We start from the raw sequence: 20,725 nt of genomic DNA, 5'->3' as shown, positions 1-20,725 counted from the left end.
GCTTCTTTTCTTTTTTGCCGTTTTTATTATACTAAAATAGCTTTTAGGGCATCATTCATGCTTCGAACTGCATCTGCACTTTTGGCAAATAATGCTTTCTCCTGATCGTTTAATTTTATATCTACAATTTCTTCTACACCGTTTTTACCAATTATACATGGCACACCTATACAGATATCATTTTGCCCATATTCGCCTTCTACAAAAACAGAACATGCAATCATTTTCTTTTGATCGTTCAAAATACTATCTACCAAATAAGCCACAGAAGCCCCTGGAGCATACCAAGCCGAAGTTCCAAGAAGCCCTGTAAGCGTTGCTCCCCCTACCATTGTATCTGCTGCAACTTTTTGCAACACTTCTTCTGAAAGAAACTGAGACACCGGAATTCCATTGTAAGATGCTAAACGCGTTAACGGAATCATCGTTGTATCTCCATGACCTCCAATTACCATTGCCGAAATATCATTTGCTGGTTTATCTAAAGCTAACGAAAGATAAGTTCTAAAACGAGAACTATCTAAAGCTCCACCCATACCTATAATTCTGTTTTTTGGAAGACCTGTAGCTTTTAAAGCCAAATACGTCATAGTGTCCATCGGATTGGAAACTACGACAATAATCGTATCTGGAGAATACTTCAATACATTCTCAGCAACTGTTTTCACAATTCCTGCATTGATGCCGATTAATTCTTCTCTTGTCGTTCCTGGCTTTCTCGGAATTCCTGATGTAATTACAACCACATCACTTCCTGCAGTTTTAGAATAATCGTTGGTAACGCCAGATACTTTAGTATTAAAACCAGTATTTGTCGCACATTGTGTAATATCCAATGCTTTACCTTCGGCAAAACCTTCTTTAATATCCAACAATACTACTTCGCTTGCAATTCCTCTATAAGAAATAACATCTGCACATGTAGCTCCAACATTTCCTGCTCCTACAATGGTAACTTTCATATTTTATACTTTATCGGTTATTAATTTTGTCTATTCTTTAAAAAGACAATTCGTTTAATTGTCTAGTAAATTTAAACAATTAAACGAATTGAAATTATTAATTTTCTATTTTATGCGTCAATATTTGCATAAACTGCATTTTTCTCGATAAACTCTCTACGAGGAGGCACTTCATCACCCATTAACATAGAGAAAACCTGATCAGCTTCTGCTAGACTATCGATGTTTACTTGACGTAAAGTTCTGAAATTCGGATCCATTGTAGTTTCCCACAATTGCTCCGCGTTCATCTCTCCAAGACCTTTATAACGTTGGATATTGGCACTTCCTCCCATTCTTTCGTTGGCCTGATCACGTTGAACATCATTCCAAGCGTATTCTTTCTTGTTTCCTTTCTTAACTAAGTATAAAGGTGGTGCTGCAATATATACGTGCCCTTCTTCAATTAGCTCTTTCATAAAACGGAAGAAGAACGTTAATATTAAGGTAGAAATGTGGCTACCATCGACATCGGCATCACACATGATGATTACCTTGTGATATCTTAATTTTTCTAAGTTAAGCGCTTTACTATCTTCTGCTGTTCCTACAGTTACCCCCAAAGCTGTAAAGATATTTCTAATCTCTTCGTTTTCGAATACTTTATGGTGCATCGCTTTTTCAACATTCAAGATTTTACCACGTAATGGTAGAATCGCTTGAAAGTTACGATCACGTCCTTGTTTTGCTGTTCCACCAGCCGAATCTCCCTCGACAAGGTAAACCTCACATCTTGCTGGATCTTGCTCAGAACAATCAGATAATTTTCCTGGCAATCCACCACCGCCCATAACGGTTTTGCGCTGCACCATTTCACGTGCTTTTTTCGCTGCGTGACGCGCTTGAGCTGCTAAGATTACTTTTTGGATAATTAATTTTGCATCATTTGGATTTTCTTCCAAATAATTCTCTAGCATTTCTCCAACCGCTTGAGAAACTGGAGAAACTACCTCTCTGTTTCCAAGTTTAGTTTTCGTTTGTCCTTCAAACTGAGGCTCAGATACTTTTACCGAAATAATAGCCGTTAATCCTTCGCGGAAGTCATCTCCAGCAATTTCGAATTTTAATTTATCCAATAACCCCGAAGCATCAGCATATTTTTTAAGCGTTCTTGTTAAACCGCTTCTAAAACCTTGTAAGTGCGTTCCTCCTTCGTGAGTATTAATATTATTCACATAAGAAAAAATATTCTCTGTATAACTTGTGTTGTAGATCAAGGCAACCTCAACTGGGATTTCTCCTTTATCATTATCCATGCTGATAACATGAGAAACAATTGGCTCACGGTTACCATCTAAATAACGGATATATTCTTTAAGTCCTTCATCAGAATGAAAAACTTCACTTCTGAATTCACCTTTTTCATCAACTTCTCTCTTATCTGTAAAAGTGATTGTGATCCCTTTATTTAAGAAAGAAAGCTCACGCATACGAGCCGAAAGCGTGTCGTATGAAAACTCAGTAGTTTGAGTAAAGATCGTATCATCAGGATAAAAAGTCTGACGCGTACCTCTTTTATCCGTTTCTCCGATTTGCTTAACTGGATATAAAGATTTACCTCTTTCGTATTCCTGCTCATATATCTTACCTTCTCTAAATACAGTAGATTTCATGTGAACAGAAAGGGCGTTTACTACAGAAACCCCAACCCCGTGCAAACCTCCAGAAACTTTATATGAATCTTTGTCGAATTTACCTCCGGCACCAATTTTAGTCATTACAACTTCAAGTGCAGAAACACCTTCTTTTTTATGTAAATCAACTGGAATACCACGTCCATTATCTTCAACTGTAACAGAACCATCTTCGTTTATCGAAACACCAATTGTGTCGCAATGCCCTCCCATGGCCTCATCAATAGAGTTATCAACAACCTCGTAAACTAAATGATGCAGTCCTCGAACCCCTACATCTCCAATATACATTGATGGACGCATTCTTACGTGCTCCATTCCTTCTAATGCCTGAATACTATCTGCTGAATAATTGTTCTTCTTGATTTCTTCGCTCATATAATTTATTCTAAAAATGTATTTACTGTCTAACACGCAAATATATAAAAACGCGAGCTATATACCCAGCAAATTACGACTTAAAGCACTTAAGTTATCAACACAATTGTCTGAAAAACCTAAAAATAAGCCCAAAAATGAATTTAATTTCTAATTTTCTTAAATTCCAAATTCCAAAAATGGAAATAACGTAAAAAACCAATGCTCTTTAAAATTCCATTCTTTTGAAATTCCAAATTCCAAAACATACCTTAAATCAAAAAGCCGAAATAATATTCTTATTTCAGCTTTTCTATATCTGCTCCCAAATTGGAATTTGGAATTTCAAAAATTTAGAATTTTCTTTTAAGCAATCACAGTAGTTTTTACAGTTTCAAAATTACCATTCAAGTGAGCCGCATTTGCTCTTCCGCTTGGATCGAGGTTTTCTTGCCATTTTGGAATCCATTTACGAACAGTTTGTGCCGCACTGACCTGTGGATAGTATTTATGAAAAATCGATCTGTACAAGTACGCTTCTTTAGTCGTTGGTGAGTTGTATGGAAATTCTGCACTTGCTCCAGCTAATTGCTCATCTGTAACCTGCGATGCACAATATTCAATCAACTCATCAACCCAATTATATCCTACTCCATCAGAAAACTGCTCTTTCTGACGCCATAAAACTTCTGAAGGCAAATACGGATCTTCAGTATCAAAAGCTTTTCTTAAAATGTATTTTTCAACGCCATCATACGTTTTTGGCTGTTTTTCTTCTGTTTTAATTCGAATAGCTACATCTAAAAATTCTGTATCCAAAAACGGAATTCGCACTTCTAGACCATTTGCCATTGTCGTTTTATCTGCACGCAACAAATCGGCTGTAAATAGCTTCTGAACTCGTTCTATAGTTTCATCTTGAAATTCTTCTTCTGAAGGCGCATTTCTAAAATACAAATGCCCTCCAAAAACCTCATCTGCACCTTCGCCAGACAAGATCACTTTTATTCCCTGATCTGCAATAGCTTTAGAAAGCAAATACATAGGAACACCAGATCTAACCGAAATGATATCGTACGTCTCAATATGATAAATTACTTTTTCTAGAACTTTAACTCCTTCTTCAACCGAAAAATGAATTTCATGATGTTCAGTTCCTAAAAATTCAGCGGCTTTTCTTGCCATAACATTATCTGGGGCATCAGCATCTAATCCAATAGAAAAAGAATGCAGTTTTTCACCTTTTTCTTTTAATAACCTTGAAGCGATAGCCGAAATCAATGAAGTGTCCAAACCTCCCGATAACACAACTCCCAAAGGTACTTCTGCTAATAAACGTTTGCGTGTTGCCTGAATTAAGCTTTCGCGAATTAACTCTAAATCTAAAGGCTGAGTTGCATTTTTATGGTCTTCGTATTCTGGGCGATAATATTTTACAAAACCTGTTTTTGCTGTATAGTAATGTCCTGGCGGAAAAGTTGAAAATGATTTACATTGATCTGCAATAGATTTCATTTCTGACGAAAAATAAATTCTTCCTCTTTCATCTAAACCATAATACAAAGGTTTCACCCCAATCGGATCACGACCTGCAATATATTTATCGCCATCAACAACCACAAAGGCAAAATCCCCATCCAATTTATTACAGAAATCATATCCAAATTCTTCATACAAGTGTACAATTACCTCCGAATCCGATTCTGTTCTGAAGGTATGATCCTTTAAAACTGTATTTTTAAGCTCTTTATAATTGTAGATTTCTCCATCATGCACCATCCAAGCTTTACTAGTTCCTTGAATTGGCTGTTTCCCCGAATTAAGATCAATAATCGACAGGCTTTCATGACAAAGTATACTGCCATTTTCCATAATATGAATATCGCTTTCATCAGGTCCGCGATGTGACATTCTCTCAGAAAGTTCTTTTACAAGCTTGGGGTCTTTTCCTTTACCAATAACGGCTAACAATCCAGACATACTATTCTATTTTTTATTTTTATTCTGATGTACCAGTCTCAAATAAGCTGCACATTAAAAAATCATTAAAATTTCCGCTTAAAAGCAAAACTAAATATTATTTTCTGCTTTCTTACATTTTGCATCCTAAAATTTCAGGGTTTAACTTTTATTTCGACGAAACTCAAACATGAAATAAATTTCAATCGATTACCAAAAATCTTATTTTAACATATTGAAATACAGAAACTTTTTTAGACAAGAAAGACGCTCTTACAAAAGAACGTCTTCCAGCAATATATATACTAATTCTAAAAATTAAACTCTTTATTATTTAATATAAGCATCATCATGAACATTAGCTACCGCTCTTCCTGATGGATCGTTCATGTTTTTGAAAGCTTCATCCCACTCCAAAGCAATTTTAGTACTACAAGCCACACTTGCTTCCTGAGGAACGCATAATGCTGCAGCATCGCTTGGAAAATGTTCTGTAAAAATTGAACGATAGTAATATTCTTCTTTAGAAGTTGGAGTTTGCAATGGGAATTTAAATCTCGCATTTGCCAATTGCTCATCTGAAACTTCTCTAGCTACTACTTCTTTCAAAGTATCAATCCAGCTGTACCCTACTCCATCAGAAAACTGTTCTTTTTGTCTCCAAGCTACACTTTCTGGAAGCATATCTTCAAAAGCTTTACGAACAACCCATTTTTCCATCGGGTGTTCTTTGTTGATCATTTTATCTTGTGGGTTGATGCGCATGGCAACATCCATAAATTCTTTATCTAAGAATGGCACACGCCCTTCGATTCCCCAAGCCGCTAAACTTTTGTTTGCACGTAAACAGTCGTACATGTGAAGTTTTCCTAATTTACGAACGTTTTCTTCGTGGAATTCTCTTGCGTTTGGCGCTTTGTGGAAGTATAAATATCCTCCAAATAACTCATCTGCTCCTTCTCCAGAAAGAACCATTTTGATTCCCATAGATTTGATCACTCTTGCCATTAACCACATTGGAGTTGAAGCTCTAACTGTAGTTACGTCATAAGTCTCAAGGTTGTAAATTACATCACGAACTGCATCTAACCCTTCTTGGATTGTAAATTTGATTTCGTGGTGAATAGTTCCGATATGATCTGCTACTTTTCTTGCTGCAGCTAAATCTGGAGAACCTTCCAATCCAACTGAGAAAGAGTGCAATTGCGGATACCAAGCATCTGTAGTATCATCTGATTCAATTCTTTTTTGAGCAAATTTCTTAGCCACAGCCGAAGTAATAGAAGAATCTAAACCTCCAGAAAGTAAAACTCCATAAGGAACATCACTCATTAATTGTCTGTGAACCGCAGCCTCCAAAGCTTTTCTGATTTCTGGAATACTAGTTTCGTTGTCTTTTACTGCATCATATTCTGTCCAGTCTCTTTTGTACCATTGTACAAATTCACCGTCTTTGCTTGATAAATAATGCCCTGGAGGGAATAATTCGATTTTTGTACAATATCCTTCTAAAGCTTTTAACTCAGAAGCTACGTAGAAAGTACCGTGCTGATCCCATCCAATATATAATGGAATAATTCCCATGTGGTCACGAGCTACGAAATACTCGTCTTTATCTACATCGTAGATTGCAAATCCGAAGATTCCGTTTAACTCATCAACGAAATCTGCTCCTTTTTCTTTATATAAAGCTAAAATAACTTCACAATCACTCTCTGTCTGAAAGTTATATTTACCCACAAATTGTTTACGAAGGTCTCTGTGGTTGTAAATTTCCCCATTTGCTGCTAAAACCAATTTTTTGTCTTCAGTAAATAAAGGTTGTTTTCCTGACGCCGGATCTACAATTGCCAAACGCTCATGAGAAAGAATCGCTTTATCATTGCTGAAAATTCCGCTCCAGTCTGGTCCACGGTGACGGATGATTTTTGACATTTCTAATACTTGAGGTCTTAACGCTTCGGCTTTTTGTTTAAGATCAAAGGCACATACAATTCCACACATAATTTTATATTTTTATTTTGTAAATTTTATTTTGATAGGGCAAAGATGTGATATTAGTTACAATTGAAAAACACAAACCGTAATATCAATTACAATTTAAAACCATAATTTTATTTTTACATATAAAATGTAAAATTTAAAAGCAAAAACAAGGTCGAAACTTGAAAATTTTAATTTTGAGCATAAAACTGCTTTTAAATTAAAAGTTTAAACTCTTTTTTTGAATTAAATTTTGAGTTATTCTATTACAAATAAAAGATTCATAAAGAAGAGATAGAAAGTTGTTCGGAAATTATTGTTTATCTAGTGTTACCTAGATTTTGAGCCTTACTTGTCATCTTGACGAAGGAAAGATCACACAAGTAATTCCGCATGCTAGTTCGCCAATCTTTATCGAGTTTCTAGTGCGATCCTTCCTTCGTCAGGATGACAAACTGCGTGGAATTACTTTATGTCTAATCTTTAGAGAACTTTGTCAAAGTTTAAAACTTTGACAAAGTTGTTTATAGACGAATACATTACTCAACGCTTTGAATAGTATAATGTGTCTTATTTATTTCAAACTGAAAACCTGCTTTATTACCCATTAAGTGATTTCCTAATGGAGATTGCGGAGAAAGCGCAATAACATTAATTCCGTCAATTGCTATTTTAGGAAGCGCGACACTAACATACAGATAGATTCCGTTTGCTTTTACTAAACTCCCTAAAACAATGTTTTCTGTTGTTTTAAGCGGATCAATTTTATCTAAAATTGCTTTTTGCTCTAAAGCTTCCTTTAGTTTATTAGTCAGTTTCTCTTGTTCGATATGCATCATCGACAAAGCCGTTTCGTGTTTATCACCAGCAGAACCTTTGGCATCGTTTTTTGAATCTTCTGTCAAACCCGAAATCATGTCTTTAAAAACATCAATTCGGTCTTGAACCATTTGAGTATAGTGAGAATATATTTTTTCTTTGAAAGTCATTTTTTTTTAAAGGTACTGAGGTTCTGAGATGCAAAGGTGCAAAGGTTTTTTTTCTTTGTCTAAATTTTTATTCGAAAAAAGCACTTGGATAAACCACTTCTCCGCTTATTCCTTTTAAACCATCTTCTACCAACGCAATTACCATACAGTTTTCAGCGGGAACATCAAACGGCATTTTGATATTGTATTTTTCACAAAGTTCATATCCGAATCTTGGATAATAATCTTGATGGCCTAATAAAATAACCGATTTGTATCCTAAACCTTTAGCAATTTCATGTCCATGTAAAATAAGTTTAGAACCAATTCCTTTTCCTTGAAACTCAGGCAAAACCGAAACTGGAGCAAGTGCTAGTGACTGAAAGATTTGAGATTCACTTTTTATTTCAAGTTTAGTAAATAAAATATGACCGACAATTTTATTATCAATTTCAGCAACAATAGACAGTTCTGGAATAAAAGCATCCGATTTTCTTAATCTTTCGACCAAAAACTGTTCTTTATGATCGCTGTACTCTTCCTTTTCGAAAGCTTTTTCTATCAAATGAAAAACACTTTCAAAATCATTTTTATTTTCTTGACGTAATATAATTTCCATTTTATAAAATTAAAAAAAACAGCCACGAATTCACGAATCTACTCCAAAAAATTCATGAGCTCATGGCTGAAAAAAAAAGGCACATTCATTTAAAATGTTTTAGTGCCTAGGTATCTTTATGGCAAAGATCTCTTAAAAATCAAATTTATAGTTTGCGCCTCCTAAAACCTGGAATCCTTGTACAGGATAATTCAACCATTTTTCGTAGGCTTGATTTCCAATATTGTTCAATTTCAAGAAAAACGTTAATCTTTCGTTGAATTTGTACCCAACATGCGCATTGGCATCAAAATAGCTTTTTAAAGTTATTGGCGTAGCGTCAATTCCTAAAGAAGTATTGGTCTGCATATCTTTTCTTTCTCCAACATAAAACACATTCAATCCTGCATACCACTGCTTAGTAATATTAACGTCTAAAGTTGAACTTAATTTCATTGTTGGCAAATTCCATGCTTCAACTACGTTGTCTGTATTATAACTATTAAAAGTTCCGTTGATTCCGAAAGTTACATTTTGAGAGAAATCTGCCTTTAATTCTCCGTAGAAACGGAACGTTCTAATATCTTCATACACTACTCCAAACGAGTTCCCGAAAGCGTAATCTTCATTTGTAATTACTTCTGTATAATCATTTGCTTTAAACAGCGCTTTATCTTTTTCATTCAAATAAGAAGCAGTCACGTTATAATTTACATTGTTAGCCAATTTTCCTTTTAATCCAGCAAAAACATTGTACTGCGTGCTTGACGGACGCATGTTTAATGTCGGAGATAAAAACGGATTTTCGCTTACAAAATCAGCATAAGAATTTTGATTTAAACCTCCATTAACTCCAGTATAGAAAATCATTAAATCGCCAACCAATTTATACGAAGCATTTACTTTTGGATAGAAATAAAATTTATTGCCGCTATTTTCAGAATCCGCACTATAATAAATTCCAGCTCCTAATTCTAATGTCCATTCGTTTTCATTGATTACAAAACTTGGTTCGATTCCAACATTTGTAAAACTATATTTTAAAGCTTCTGTATTGTCCTGTAAATAATTATTTTTGAAAGAACCGCTTACATGGTCTACAATTACATTGGTTTTAATTGCCTGATCCATTACATCAACTGTAAAAGTCGGCTTTAGATAAAACCTATTTTCTGACGAAGAATAACTATCTGAAAAATGGGTGAATTTCGCAGAAAGTTTACTAAAAATACTTTCGTTAAACTCTGCATTTCCGCCAACCCAAATAGTATTATAAGAATGATCTGGATTAATGCTGTTTACCAAATCATAACGCTGATCTGGAATTGTCGATCCAAAATCTGACGGAAGTCCGTACCAGTTGTAAATCTGGTTTTGATACCCTAAATCTACGCCCCAAGTATTATCTCTATTGTTTTGACCATAACCCACATTAATTGATGTATCGTAAAATTCATCATTCAATTCTACATCTTTAATTCCGCCTTGAGAAGAGTGATGACGAAACATTCCTGCCACATAATCATTATTCCCTAAATCCTGATTTACGAATAATTCACCATTTAAAGTGCTGTAGTTTCCAAGCCCTAAAGTGGCGTAATTATTAAACAATTTTTCTCTTTTAGCTTTCTCAACGCCTTCTGCTTTTCCTTTTGAAGGCGTAAAAGTCGATGCCACAGGAACAGACAAAATACTGTATTTAATAACTTCTTTCGGCTGATTACCGCTATCGTCAAGTGAAGGTGTTTCTTTCACTTTAAAAGCATCTGAAATAGTAGGCGAATAAGGTTTTACTACGTTTACAGTTTCGGTTCCAATACTTTCATTTTTCTTCTGTGCAATCGAAAACTGAGCTGTAAATAACACTAACAAAATGATTATTTTATGTCGGCAGTTTAATTTCATATTTCTTTATTTTAAGAGAATAGAAAAAAGAATCAAGAAGAAAGACTTCTCTTTTATCTTTAATTTTTCTCTATATTTTTTATTCTATTTCTAATATCTTATCTCTTTGTTCTGGCTTCTATTTTTCTAACTCCTAAGCTTCCCACTCCCCTTTGGCAACAAATTGGGCTTTCCCGCCTATATTGATATCATATTGTTCGTCAGCTAATTTTCCTTTAAAATAGATTTCAGAAGGTCTATTGATAAATTCTCCTTGATAATTGATAAGCTCAATTTCTTTGGTATTGTATTTTAATAAAGAAGCTTGTAGACACGTACTCGCACTTCCCGTAGCAGCATCTTCCATTAATTGATTGTGTTCGATGTATAATAACCTGCTTGTTACTTTTGAACCTTCAAAATAATAAAAATACAAACCTCTGTGATCTGTTTTACAATGCTGTCTCATCCATAGATCTGCTTTGTCTTTATCTAAAACCAAATTTTCTAAAGCTCGTCTGCTGCTCAACGGAACCATTACAAAAGCACTTCCCGTTGTTACTTCTTGAACTGGAAATTGATTTTCAAAATCACTCACTTGCAGATTACTGAAATGTGTAAAATCTTCTTTCGAAAACGTATCCCAAAATTTAGGCTGAGCCGCTTTTAACCAAATCAAATCGCCTGATTTACGAATTGCAATTGGTCCAATCGGAACTTCAAGTTTAATTTCGGTCGGCTCGTTTTCAAAAATCTTATTCATCAAAACCCAAGAAGTTCCAATTATTGGATGTCCCGCAAACTGCATTTCGTGTGCTGGGGTAAAAATTCTAATTTCAGCTTTATTATTTTCTTTGTCTAGTTTGGTAACAAATGTGCTTTCCGCAAAATTAATCTCGCGCGCAATTTGCTGCATTTGTGCTGTACTTAAATTTTCTGCGTCCATAAAAACTGCCAGCTGATTTCCAGCATATTTCTTATCAGCAAAAACATCAACTATGTAAAAAGGTAAATTCATTTCTTTCTTTTTTTTTAGAAGCAAGAGAAAAGACTTTTCATTGAAATCTTGTTTCTTGTCTCTTTCTTCTATTTTTCTCTCTATCTATTAATCGACGAATTTGTTTTAGACTCTTCCGCTTTAATAGCTCCTAATTCTTTTTTCGCTTCTTCAACAACATCTGGATAATCTGTAAAATTATTGATTACGTTATCTAAAATATATGTCGCCTGATAGCTGTCTTTTAACCCGTAGAAGTTTTTTGCCATCAACACTAAACCTTTTGCTCCGTAATATTTGTAAGCCGAATAGCTTTTTGCTAATTTCTGAACTGCAGTATTCGAAGCATCAAATTTTCCTTCCTTCGTTTTAAAGTACGCATCATAATACAAAGCTTCTGCCGCCAGTTCTCCTTTTGAACTTGTCATTAATTTAGCATAAGCTGTTTTCGCTTTATCTTCGTTTCCTGTTTGAATCGCCGCTCTTGCTACAATGATTTGAGCATCGGCTTTTACTCCTGCATCAGATTTTGGGTTTTCCAAAACTTTTTCAGCAGCAGTAACCGAATTGTCATAATCTTTTTTGTCATAATAACATTTCATCAAGTTTGCCTGCGCGAAAGTTTTGTTCTGCGGATAATCTGCTTCTGTTTCTAAACGTTTTAAAACCGGAATTGCTTTATCACAATCTTTTGCTTTCAGATATATCTGAGCCAATCTGTTTAAAGCCTGCTCTGTATATTCATTTCTAGGCTGATCGATTACATATTGATAATTTGATGTCGATTTTGTTTCAGAACCTTCAGCATAGTAAAGCTGCGCCAGATAGAAATTAGCTTCTAAAGCGTGTAATCCTGCTGGGAATTTGCTCACATAACCACCAAAGCCTGTAATCGCAGCTTTGCTATTGTTTTGACTGTACTGTTTGAAAGCAGCGTCGTAAGTATCATTGTCTAATTCAGCATCTGAAACCTCAACAAAATCTAAAGTACGAACCCAAGTTGCATATTCGTCTACTTTTCCAGAATCAACATAGATTAATCTTGCTGTGGCAACTGCTTCTAAAGCCTCTGGAGTTTTCGGGAATTCTGCCGCAACTTTCTTGAATTTCGTTAAAGCCTGTTGATCACGATCAGAATTATAATAAATCAGACCTTGCTTTAAAATTGCTTTTGAAGTAAAAGATCCGTTTTGGAATTCTGAAATCAATTGATCATACGTTTTCAAAGCCTGATCGTTTTTCTTTTCTGCAACATAGGTATTTCCTAATTCGAACAAAGCATCATCTCTATAAGACGATTTTTTGTACATCTGAAGGAAGTTATTCAATTCATCCACTTTCTTCGCATTGTTCGACATGAATCCATAAGAAAGTGCCTTTTGAAATTGTGCATAATCTGCATCTACACCTTTTGCTGCAATTGCTTTTGCATAAGCCTCGTTTGCCGCGCTGTATTTTGAAGTCACAAAACGACAGTCTCCTAAACGTAAGTAAGAATCGTTTAAACGAACTTTGTCTGAAGGTGAATTATCGATCTGCGCTTGAAAAGAGTTTGCTGCTTGATCGTATTCTTTCAATTTAAAATACGTGTAGCCAATATTGTAATTGATGTTTTTATATTCATCTGTAGATTTTGCAGCGGCCATTCCAGCAAATTGTTTGTAAGTCAGAAGAGCATTTTGCATATCATCATTCAAATATTCTGTTTCTGCTTTCCAGAAAGTGGCACGAGCAGTAAACTCAGGCGTTTTTTGTTCGCTAATAGCATTTTTGAACATTTTACCAGCTTCTTGGTAATTATTTTCGTTATATAATTCCAATCCGCGGTAAAAAAGCACTTTCTGGTACGCTGCTTTATTTTCAGCAGTTCTGTTTTTTTCTAATAAAACCAGTGCTTCTTTGTAATTCTTAGAAGAAATATAAGAATCGACCAAAAGTTTCTCTACCTCAGCACGGCTTGAATTGTTTGGATATTTTTTAAGGAAATCTAATAAAATACCTGGAACAGCTTGATACGCATTTCCAATATCATAACTTAATTTAGCGTAATTTAAAGCGGCATCTTCTTGAATCTGTGCATTAAAATCCATTTCAGAAGCATTCTTGAAAGCATTTAAAGCTTCTTGCTTTTTACCCGTATTTAAATAACTTAAACCCAAATGGTAATAAGCGTTTTGGGCAACAAAATCTTTTCCTTCGATAATTTTGTTGAATTGAGAAATTGCTTTCTCATACTCTTTCTGCTCATAATACGCATAACCTAACTGATAGAAATCTGTATTGTTCCATTTTCCTTTTTTACCTGCGTATTGCTCTAAATACGGAATCGCTTTACCATATTGTTTTAAATTGAAATAACTTTCTCCAATAATTTTATTCAATTCCGATTTTTCAATATCGTTCGATTTGTTCATGGCTACCAATCCTAAATCAATCGCTTTTTGGAAATTTCCTAATTTGAAATTCATATCGGCCTGATAGTAAGACAGCTTTTCTTTGTATTTCTCTTCGCCAGAAACCTCATCAAAATATTTAGTCGCCTCTTTATAATCGTCTCCTTCATAAGCCATAAAACCTAAGTAATATTTGGCTTGAGAACCATATTCTTTAGAATTGACTACTTTATTGAAATAATTGGTGGCTTCCTTTTTCTTTTTAGCGTTAAAATAGCTGTAGCCTTTCATGAAGTTAAACTTATCCGATTCGGTTTTACTCATGTAGCTTTCATCCACTTTATCAAACCATTGCAATGCTTTTGGGTAATTTCCCTGCTCGAAGAAAAATTGAGCCGCCTCGATATAAGCCTGATTTTGTTTGGTGCTTGTCGGATAATCATTTACAAATTGTTCCACCAAAGCATCTGCGTTTGCTTTGTTGGTTCTTATGGCACAATTGGCAATGTAGAAAGCACAATCTGACTGAACTTCTTCGTTTGTGGCATTGTATTTTACTTTTTCAAAAATCAATTGAGCCGAAGCATATTGTTTATCATTATATAAAGCCAGTGCTTTGTCAAAATCCTTTAATTCGTAAGTATAAATAGCCGATTTCTGTGCCGAAACTATTGTCGAAGTAAGGAGAATTTGGAATATAAAGAACCTGGATAGTTTACGCATTTTGATTAATATTTAGGTATTCAAAAGTATCATTTTATACGCTTTATAACGAAACGTTTTTAGGTTTTATTATAAACAAATTAATAATCGTTTATGATTTTAAGGTTTAATAAACTTCAATTTATTGGTTCTCAAACTTTCTAAAACATTTCATTTTTTAAACTTTTTCCTAAGAAATGATTCAAATTTATTTTGAATACAAACGTTATCTTATTACTTTTACCATTCAAACCAATTTTATTATGTCACAAACCGTACTGTCTCTTAAAGAAGTCACTATATATCAAGAAGGAAGAAAAATTATATCTCATATTAATCTAGATGTTAATCATGGAGAGTTTATCTACATTATCGGGAAAACTGGTTCTGGAAAAAGTAGTTTTCTAAAAACTTTATATGCTGATTTACCTTTAATTGAAGGTGAAGGACATATTGTCGAATTTGATTTGGCTACTTTAAAAGAAAAAGATATTCCGTACTTGAGACGTAAAATCGGAATTGTATTTCAGGACTTCAAACTGCTTCCAGACCGTTCTATAAAAGACAATATGCTTTTTGTTCTTAAAGCTACTGGCTGGACAGAAAAAGAAGCTATGGAGCACAAAATTGATGAAGTTTTGGACAAAGTAGGCATGAAAGATTTTGTAAACAAAATGCCTCATCAGCTTTCTGGCGGAGAACAGCAGCGTGTTGCAATTGCAAGAGCATTGCTTAACGATCCTGAATTTATTTTGGCAGACGAACCAACAGGAAACCTTGATCCTCAAACAAGTTCTGAAGTATTAGAAGTATTAAAAGCAATCAACGCCGCTGGTAAAACTATCATTATGGCAACTCACGATTATGCTTTATTAATGAAATTCCCATCTAAGACTCTAAAATGTGAAGATGAAAGAATCTTCGAAGTGGTGCAAAGAAGCGTGTAATGCTTTCTATTTTAATTCCGGTTTACAATTATGATGTTTCTAAACTTGTTTTAGAACTTAAACATCAGGCTGATGATTTAGGAATTATATATGAAATCATTGTTCAGGATGATGCCAGCGCGAAATTTATTGAAGAAAATAATCAAATAAATTCTTTAGAAAACTGCCTTTTTTCTATTAATAATGAAAATTTAGGAAGAGGCAGAAACATCAACTCTTTATGCTCTAAATCAAAATATGATTATGTTTTGATCATGGAAGCCGATGCTTTTCCGGAAAACAAATCATATCTCAAAAATTATATTGATTTGTTATCAAAAGCGCCAGATGTCATTTTTGGAGGTGTTAAATACTCAGATAGTATTCCTTCACAAGAAAAAATACTTCGGTGGAAATATGGCAGAAAAAGAGAAATTAAATCTTTGAGTCAAAGACTTCAAAACAATTATGATTTCGTTTTTACATGGAACCTACTTTTAAAAAGAGAAATTCTTCTGCAATATCCTTTTCCTGAATTTATTAACGAATATGGTTATGAAGATCTTGTTTTTATAAAAAAACTTCGATTAAACTCAGTTCCTATTACTCATATTGAAAACTTACTAATTCATTGTAATGATGAAAACAGCATAGACTTTATCAACAAAACCGAAAAGGCTGTTAGAAATCTTTGCAACTTAATTTCTTCTGGAAAAATTGATTCTAAAGACGTTAAACTAACTAAGGTTTATCTAATTTTGGAAAAGCTTCATTTAGACGGAATTTTTAAAGCACTTTACATAGCAAGTAAAAAACAGATAATCAATAATTTAACTTCAAAAAATCCTAATTTATATGTATTAGATTTGTATAAATTGGGTTATTATTGCGATTTAAAACAATAAATTGTTATGGCTTTCTTTTCTGTTGTTATTCCTTTATTCAATAAAGCAAATCATATCGAAACCACAATAAAAAGTATTCTCAGTCAGACTTTTACTGATTATGAAATTATTGTAATAAACGATGGATCGACTGACAATGGCGAAGCTTTAGTGCGTGGTTTTAATGATGACAGAATACAAGTTTACAATCAAGAAAATCAAGGCGTTTCTATTGCACGAAATCTCGGAATAGAAAAATCAAAAGGGAAACTGATTGCATTAATGGATGCAGACGATTTTTGGCTTCCAGATCATTTACAGGAACTAGCTAATTTATTTCAAGACTTTCCAGATTGTGGCATTTATTGTTCTCGTCATAAAATCAAAATTTCAAAAAAACATTTTAAAATTCCTGTTTATAATGGAATCAATGAATCTTTTAGAGGAATTGTTTCTGATTATTTTTTCTCAAACAGACCTTTTAGAATTACATGGACTTCATCTCTGGCAATTCCGAAGGAAATCTTAGAAAAAATTGAAGGATTTACACCAAATGTAACAAATGGCCAGGATTTAGAATTATGGACTAAAATAGGGATAAAATATCCTGTTGCTATCACCAATAAAACAACAGCTATTTACAATTTCGACATTCCAAATAGTGTTACTAAAAATCATGTAAACTCAATGAAGTTAATGGATTTTGAACAATTTAAACTTTCAGAAAAAGAAAATCCTTCTCTTAAGAACTTTCTCGATTTATACCGAATTGAATATGGTCTGCGCTATTATATTTTTGAGAATAAAGAAAAAGCAAGTTTTTATCTAAAAGATGTTGACCCGCAAAATATTAATTTAAAAATTCAGCTTTTATTAAAAATGCCTTCTGTTTTTCTGCGCTTATTTTTAAAATCAAAAAACACTCTAAAAAGAATTGGGTTTGATTTTTCTATCTACGATTAACATATTCTACAAATTCATCAAAATCCCGAATGTAGTCCTCTTCAATATATACTTCCGAAGCTACAACCAAACAAATCGAACCTGACGAAAAATTTCTAAGTTCTCTCCAAATCCCAGATTTAATCAAGAGACCTTCATAAGGCTTGTTTAAAGTAACGATTGTTTCTTCTTTCCCATCATTTAAAACCACATCAAAACTTCCGCTTAAAGCGACAAGAAACTGCTGCAAATCTTTATGCGCATGTCCGCCTCGCTCCGATCCCGTTGGAACATCATATAAATAATAAACCCTTTTTATATCAAAAGGAACTGTATCATTTTCTATCACAGATAAATTTCCTCGTCGTTCTTCAATTTTAGGAATCGAAATGATTTGTACTCCGTTATTACTCATTTTCATGCTGGATTTGTTCAAATTTTATATGCCCTTTTTTTGCAATTGCCACAAGTCTTTTGACGTTTTTAAATTTAATATTGTTTTGTTTTAAATCAAAAAAGAGTTTGACATACAGCCAAAAAAGATATTTCTTTTTAAAGATTCTCGAAAACAAAGCGCCTTGTATGTAATATTTATCATCAATGCTTTTCTTTTCTGAAGAAGTCTGGTTTTTATGGATTACAATTATTTGAGGTTCAAAAACAAGCTGTTTCTGTTTTGCTTTCAGGTCAGATAAAAAAATAGCTTCTTCTCCCATTTCAAAAACGGCTCCTAAGCCAAAATTTTCATCAAATGAAACTTTCGATTCATTAATAATCTTTTTATTCAAAGTCATTTCTATTGAACTTGAATTCAAAACATCAAAAATATTCAAATTGGCTTTAGAATCTGAAGGGTATTTTTTAATTAAACTTCCATCTAAATTTTCCGCTTCAAAATTTATTACAGCCGCTTTGGGGAATTTATTATAGACATCAATTATTTTAATTGCAAATCCTTCTTTATAAACAACATCATCATCAGCAATGACAAGAATTTTTCCAAGAGCATTTTCGAGAGCCAGATTTCGGCTTTTTGCCAATCCTTTTTCAAAGGAATTTATAACTCTGACATTAAAATAATCAGAAGTTAAGATTTTCTCTTTTTGAGTTTGATTTATAATTAAAATAGAAAAACTAGAAAAATGTGAATATGGAAACATCGGAACTAAAAAATCCAATGAATTCTGATTCATTGTAGAAATTAAAATTTCGATGTCACTCTCTTTAAAAAAGTTATCCAATTTATTCTTCATAGTTAAACAAATATAGAAATACTAAATAGTAGTTTCCATTTAATTTTTATAAAACCGTTATAATATTCTTTATTTTTGGCTCTATAAAAGCAATTTTTTCTATGCAAAACTTACCATTGGTTTCTGTTATCTGTTTATGTTACAATCATGAAAAATTTGTAGTTGAAGCATTGAATTCGGTGTTAAACCAAAGCTATCAAAACGTTGAACTTATCATTGCAGACGACTGCAGCAATGATGATTCTAAAAAAGTTATCGTGCACTGGCTTAAAGATCATCCTACAATTCAGTTTATTTCTAGCAAAACTAATTTAGGGAATACGAAAACATTCAATAAAGCGCTACAATTTGCAAAAGGTGAATATGTAATAGACCTAGCTGCTGATGATTTTTTATTAAACGACTGTATCGAAAAACAAGTAAATGCTTTCTTAAATTCTAATAAAAAAAATCTTGCTGCAGTATATGGAAATGCAGAAGTAATTTCAGAAAACAACAATCATATTCGTTATTATTATGAAGTTGATGCGGAGAAAAAAGCGTTAAAAAAACCTGCATCTGGAGATATTTATTTGGCCATGTTAAGCCAAAGCAGCATGATTTGTTCCGTGTCCTCAATGATGAAAAGAGAAGTTTTGGAACAACTTAATGGTTACGACGAAGATCTTGCTTATGAAGATCTTGACTTTTGGATTAGAGCTTCTAGAAATTATAATTTTGAATTTGTTGATTCTATTTTGGTTCAGAAAAGAGAAGTAAGCAATTCTCTAGGAAGTCAATTTTACAAAAAGTTTAATTCTCGAACCAGAAAAATAAACCATTCTTCCTATTTGGTTATAAAAAAAGCAATTGCTTTAAATAAAACTAAAGAAGAAAATAAGGCGCTAATGAAAAGACTGCATTTTGAAATGGAAAAAGCGCTTAGAACAATAGATGTTTGGCTATTCATAAAATATATACCTCTTGAACTAAAACTTCGATTTTAAAACAGGCTCTTTCTAAAGTAAAAAACCAACACTAACAGATAAACTAAATTATCAAAGGCGTAAGCTACTACAACGCCTTCAATTTGGAATTCTTTAATAAAATACAAACTAGAAAAATATAAGACTGACAAAGAAAAGAATTCGGTTAAAATAAACATGAAAGTTTTTCTTTTTGCAAAGAATTGGTAGCCTAAAATTAAAGCGCAAACTTTAAAAACATCTCCAAAAAGCTGCCAAAAAAACAAATTGGTTACTGGTAAAAACTCTTTTGTAAAAAGCAATTGAATAACAAAAAAGCGCATAAAATAAAGTATCGCCAGCGCAAGTATAAAAACTGGCAAAATATATTTATAGTACTGAAAAAAAACTTTTCTAGTTTCCTGATTGTTTTGGGCTTTGGACAATTTTGGCAGAAAATAAACGCTCAAAATTGCACTGATAAACATTAAATAATAGCTCGAAATACGTGTCATGGTTTCCCAATATCCAGCTTCTTGTATTCCTAAATCCTGAATAATATGGTTTCGGATTGCGAGAAACACAAAAGGCCCAAAAACAGACGAAACCAGCGTCATTAAAGAATAAGCTGAAAGGTTTTTTAAAACTTTGAAATCGAAGACATCTAATTTTATAAATTGAAAAATCTGAATCTCTTTTTGAACCAAATAAAGGGTGATAAAAAACAGCAATGCTGGCGCGATTATAATTGCCATTAAAGCACCTGTAGTCTTGAACTCTACAATCAAAAAAACAGAAGTCAGAAGACCAATAAGGTTTCCGATGATATTGATTCCGATTACTTTTTTAAACTTGCCTAAACCATTAATTACAGCAATAAAAAATACAGAAAGTCCATAAGTTGGCAAAGCGAACGATAAAACTTTAAAAACAATTAAATACTCTGTATTATTTCCAAAGATTTTTTCATTCCAATAGGAAGCCGAACAAAACAGAATGACGCTTAAGAGAACCGCAACTCCTATTAAAGTAATAAAAACGGTTGAAACTATTTTTTGAAGTTCAATTTTGCTTTTTTCGCTTTCAGCTGTATATTTTACGATTCCATTTTGAAAACCTAAAGTGGAGATGTTTTCCAATGAAGTTAAAAAGTTACGAAGATTTCCAACGAGAGCCATTCCGCTTGGCCCAACAAAAACTGCTAATATTTTTGAAGTAATTAATCCAATTCCGATTTTTAAAGCAACACTTAAACTGTTTAAAGAAGTAATCTTAAACAAATTCGTTTGAATTATTTTTC

General features: G+C 33.2%; 16 protein-coding genes. 4 read left to right on the top strand and 12 right to left on the bottom strand.

The window, feature by feature from the left end; translation table 11 throughout:
* Positions 1-26: 26 nt before the first annotated feature.
* The 9 genes from mdh to DM397_RS13000 all read right to left on the bottom strand — a co-directional run bounded on the left by mdh (position 27) and on the right by DM397_RS13000 (position 14,497).
* Positions 27-962 (bottom strand): malate dehydrogenase, encoded by a 936-nt coding sequence (gene mdh / locus DM397_RS13040; RefSeq protein ID WP_111377949.1) that lies wholly within the window; start codon positions 960-962, stop codon positions 27-29.
* Between the two features lie 110 nt (positions 963-1,072).
* Positions 1,073-3,013, bottom strand: coding sequence for a DNA topoisomerase (ATP-hydrolyzing) subunit B (gene gyrB, locus DM397_RS13035; RefSeq protein WP_111377948.1), 1,941 nt, complete (start codon positions 3,011-3,013; stop codon positions 1,073-1,075).
* Positions 3,014-3,358: 345 nt separating this feature from the next.
* Entirely contained in the window at positions 3,359-4,972 is a 1,614-nt protein-coding gene (gene asnB / locus DM397_RS13030) for an asparagine synthase B (RefSeq protein WP_111377947.1), read from the bottom strand.
* A 309-nt stretch (positions 4,973-5,281) separates the two neighbouring features.
* On the bottom strand, positions 5,282-6,955 hold the full coding sequence (asnB, locus tag DM397_RS13025) for an asparagine synthase B (protein ID WP_111377946.1): 1,674 nt from the start codon (positions 6,953-6,955) through the stop codon (positions 5,282-5,284).
* A gap of 518 nt (positions 6,956-7,473) precedes the next feature.
* On the bottom strand, positions 7,474-7,923 hold the full coding sequence (locus DM397_RS13020; protein ID WP_111365260.1) for a hypothetical protein: 450 nt from the start codon (positions 7,921-7,923) through the stop codon (positions 7,474-7,476).
* A gap of 67 nt (positions 7,924-7,990) precedes the next feature.
* Positions 7,991-8,521, bottom strand: a complete 531-nt coding sequence (locus tag DM397_RS13015) for a GNAT family N-acetyltransferase (protein ID WP_111377945.1) — start codon at positions 8,519-8,521, stop codon at positions 7,991-7,993.
* Positions 8,522-8,653: 132 nt separating this feature from the next.
* Positions 8,654-10,405, bottom strand: coding sequence for a TonB-dependent receptor (locus DM397_RS13010; RefSeq protein WP_111377944.1), 1,752 nt, complete (start codon positions 10,403-10,405; stop codon positions 8,654-8,656).
* A gap of 133 nt (positions 10,406-10,538) precedes the next feature.
* On the bottom strand, positions 10,539-11,402 hold the full coding sequence (locus DM397_RS13005; RefSeq protein ID WP_111377943.1) for a PhzF family phenazine biosynthesis protein: 864 nt from the start codon (positions 11,400-11,402) through the stop codon (positions 10,539-10,541).
* Positions 11,403-11,482: 80 nt separating this feature from the next.
* Positions 11,483-14,497 (bottom strand): tetratricopeptide repeat protein, encoded by a 3,015-nt coding sequence (locus DM397_RS13000; protein ID WP_111377942.1) that lies wholly within the window; start codon positions 14,495-14,497, stop codon positions 11,483-11,485.
* 242 nt (positions 14,498-14,739) lie between these two features.
* On the opposite strand from DM397_RS13000, the gene DM397_RS12995 reads away from it, so the two are divergent.
* Genes DM397_RS12995 through DM397_RS12985 form a run of 3 tightly spaced genes read left to right on the top strand, consistent with a single transcriptional unit; the run spans position 14,740 to position 17,249 of the window.
* On the top strand, positions 14,740-15,423 hold the full coding sequence (locus tag DM397_RS12995) for a cell division ATP-binding protein FtsE (protein ID WP_111377997.1): 684 nt from the start codon (positions 14,740-14,742) through the stop codon (positions 15,421-15,423).
* Positions 15,423-16,307, top strand: a complete 885-nt coding sequence (locus DM397_RS12990; RefSeq protein ID WP_111377941.1) for a glycosyltransferase family 2 protein — start codon at positions 15,423-15,425, stop codon at positions 16,305-16,307. The genes DM397_RS12995 and DM397_RS12990 overlap by 1 nt, the downstream gene beginning before the upstream one ends.
* Before the next feature lie 6 nt (positions 16,308-16,313).
* The gene (locus DM397_RS12985) at positions 16,314-17,249 is read left to right on the top strand and encodes a glycosyltransferase family 2 protein (protein ID WP_111377940.1); all 936 of its coding nucleotides are present in this window, start codon (positions 16,314-16,316) and stop codon (positions 17,247-17,249) included.
* Here the strand turns inward: DM397_RS12985 and DM397_RS12980 are convergent.
* On the bottom strand, positions 17,236-17,643 hold the full coding sequence (locus DM397_RS12980) for a sugar 3,4-ketoisomerase (RefSeq protein ID WP_111377996.1): 408 nt from the start codon (positions 17,641-17,643) through the stop codon (positions 17,236-17,238). The genes DM397_RS12985 and DM397_RS12980 overlap by 14 nt on opposite strands.
* On the bottom strand, positions 17,636-18,481 hold the full coding sequence (locus DM397_RS12975) for a glycosyltransferase family 2 protein (protein ID WP_111377939.1): 846 nt from the start codon (positions 18,479-18,481) through the stop codon (positions 17,636-17,638). Before DM397_RS12975 ends, DM397_RS12980 begins: the two co-directional genes overlap by 8 nt.
* 101 nt (positions 18,482-18,582) lie before the next feature.
* Between DM397_RS12975 and DM397_RS12970 the strand changes: the two genes are divergently transcribed.
* On the top strand, positions 18,583-19,467 hold the full coding sequence (locus DM397_RS12970) for a glycosyltransferase family 2 protein (RefSeq protein ID WP_111377938.1): 885 nt from the start codon (positions 18,583-18,585) through the stop codon (positions 19,465-19,467).
* Here the strand turns inward: DM397_RS12970 and DM397_RS12965 are convergent.
* Positions 19,464-20,705, bottom strand: coding sequence for an O-antigen translocase (locus DM397_RS12965; protein WP_111377995.1), 1,242 nt, complete (start codon positions 20,703-20,705; stop codon positions 19,464-19,466). The genes DM397_RS12970 and DM397_RS12965 overlap by 4 nt on opposite strands.
* Positions 20,706-20,725 lie beyond the last annotated feature (20 nt).

This window comes from Flavobacterium nitrogenifigens (assembly GCF_003254565.1).
GTDB lineage: Bacteria > Bacteroidota > Bacteroidia > Flavobacteriales > Flavobacteriaceae > Flavobacterium > Flavobacterium nitrogenifigens.
The sequence above is the reverse complement of the archived record's forward strand: the minus strand, read 5'-3'. Positions and strand labels throughout refer to the sequence as shown.

What these genes read in the sequence shown, in the direction of transcription:
- mdh (WP_111377949.1), bottom strand. Translation starts at nt 962, where the DNA reads ATGAAAGTTACCATTGTAGGAGCAGGAAATGTTGGAGCTACATGTGCA.
- gyrB (WP_111377948.1), bottom strand. Translation starts at nt 3,013, where the DNA reads ATGAGCGAAGAAATCAAGAAGAACAATTATTCAGCAGATAGTATTCAG.
- asnB (WP_111377947.1), bottom strand. Translation starts at nt 4,972, where the DNA reads ATGTCTGGATTGTTAGCCGTTATTGGTAAAGGAAAAGACCCCAAGCTT.
- asnB (WP_111377946.1), bottom strand. Translation starts at nt 6,955, where the DNA reads ATGTGTGGAATTGTATGTGCCTTTGATCTTAAACAAAAAGCCGAAGCG.
- DM397_RS13020 (WP_111365260.1), bottom strand. Translation starts at nt 7,923, where the DNA reads ATGACTTTCAAAGAAAAAATATATTCTCACTATACTCAAATGGTTCAA.
- DM397_RS13015 (WP_111377945.1), bottom strand. Translation starts at nt 8,521, where the DNA reads ATGGAAATTATATTACGTCAAGAAAATAAAAATGATTTTGAAAGTGTT.
- DM397_RS13010 (WP_111377944.1), bottom strand. Translation starts at nt 10,405, where the DNA reads ATGAAATTAAACTGCCGACATAAAATAATCATTTTGTTAGTGTTATTT.
- DM397_RS13005 (WP_111377943.1), bottom strand. Translation starts at nt 11,402, where the DNA reads ATGAATTTACCTTTTTACATAGTTGATGTTTTTGCTGATAAGAAATAT.
- DM397_RS13000 (WP_111377942.1), bottom strand. Translation starts at nt 14,497, where the DNA reads ATGCGTAAACTATCCAGGTTCTTTATATTCCAAATTCTCCTTACTTCG.
- DM397_RS12995 (WP_111377997.1), top strand. Translation starts at nt 14,740, where the DNA reads ATGTCACAAACCGTACTGTCTCTTAAAGAAGTCACTATATATCAAGAA.
- DM397_RS12990 (WP_111377941.1), top strand. Translation starts at nt 15,423, where the DNA reads ATGCTTTCTATTTTAATTCCGGTTTACAATTATGATGTTTCTAAACTT.
- DM397_RS12985 (WP_111377940.1), top strand. Translation starts at nt 16,314, where the DNA reads ATGGCTTTCTTTTCTGTTGTTATTCCTTTATTCAATAAAGCAAATCAT.
- DM397_RS12980 (WP_111377996.1), bottom strand. Translation starts at nt 17,643, where the DNA reads ATGAGTAATAACGGAGTACAAATCATTTCGATTCCTAAAATTGAAGAA.
- DM397_RS12975 (WP_111377939.1), bottom strand. Translation starts at nt 18,481, where the DNA reads ATGAAGAATAAATTGGATAACTTTTTTAAAGAGAGTGACATCGAAATT.
- DM397_RS12970 (WP_111377938.1), top strand. Translation starts at nt 18,583, where the DNA reads ATGCAAAACTTACCATTGGTTTCTGTTATCTGTTTATGTTACAATCAT.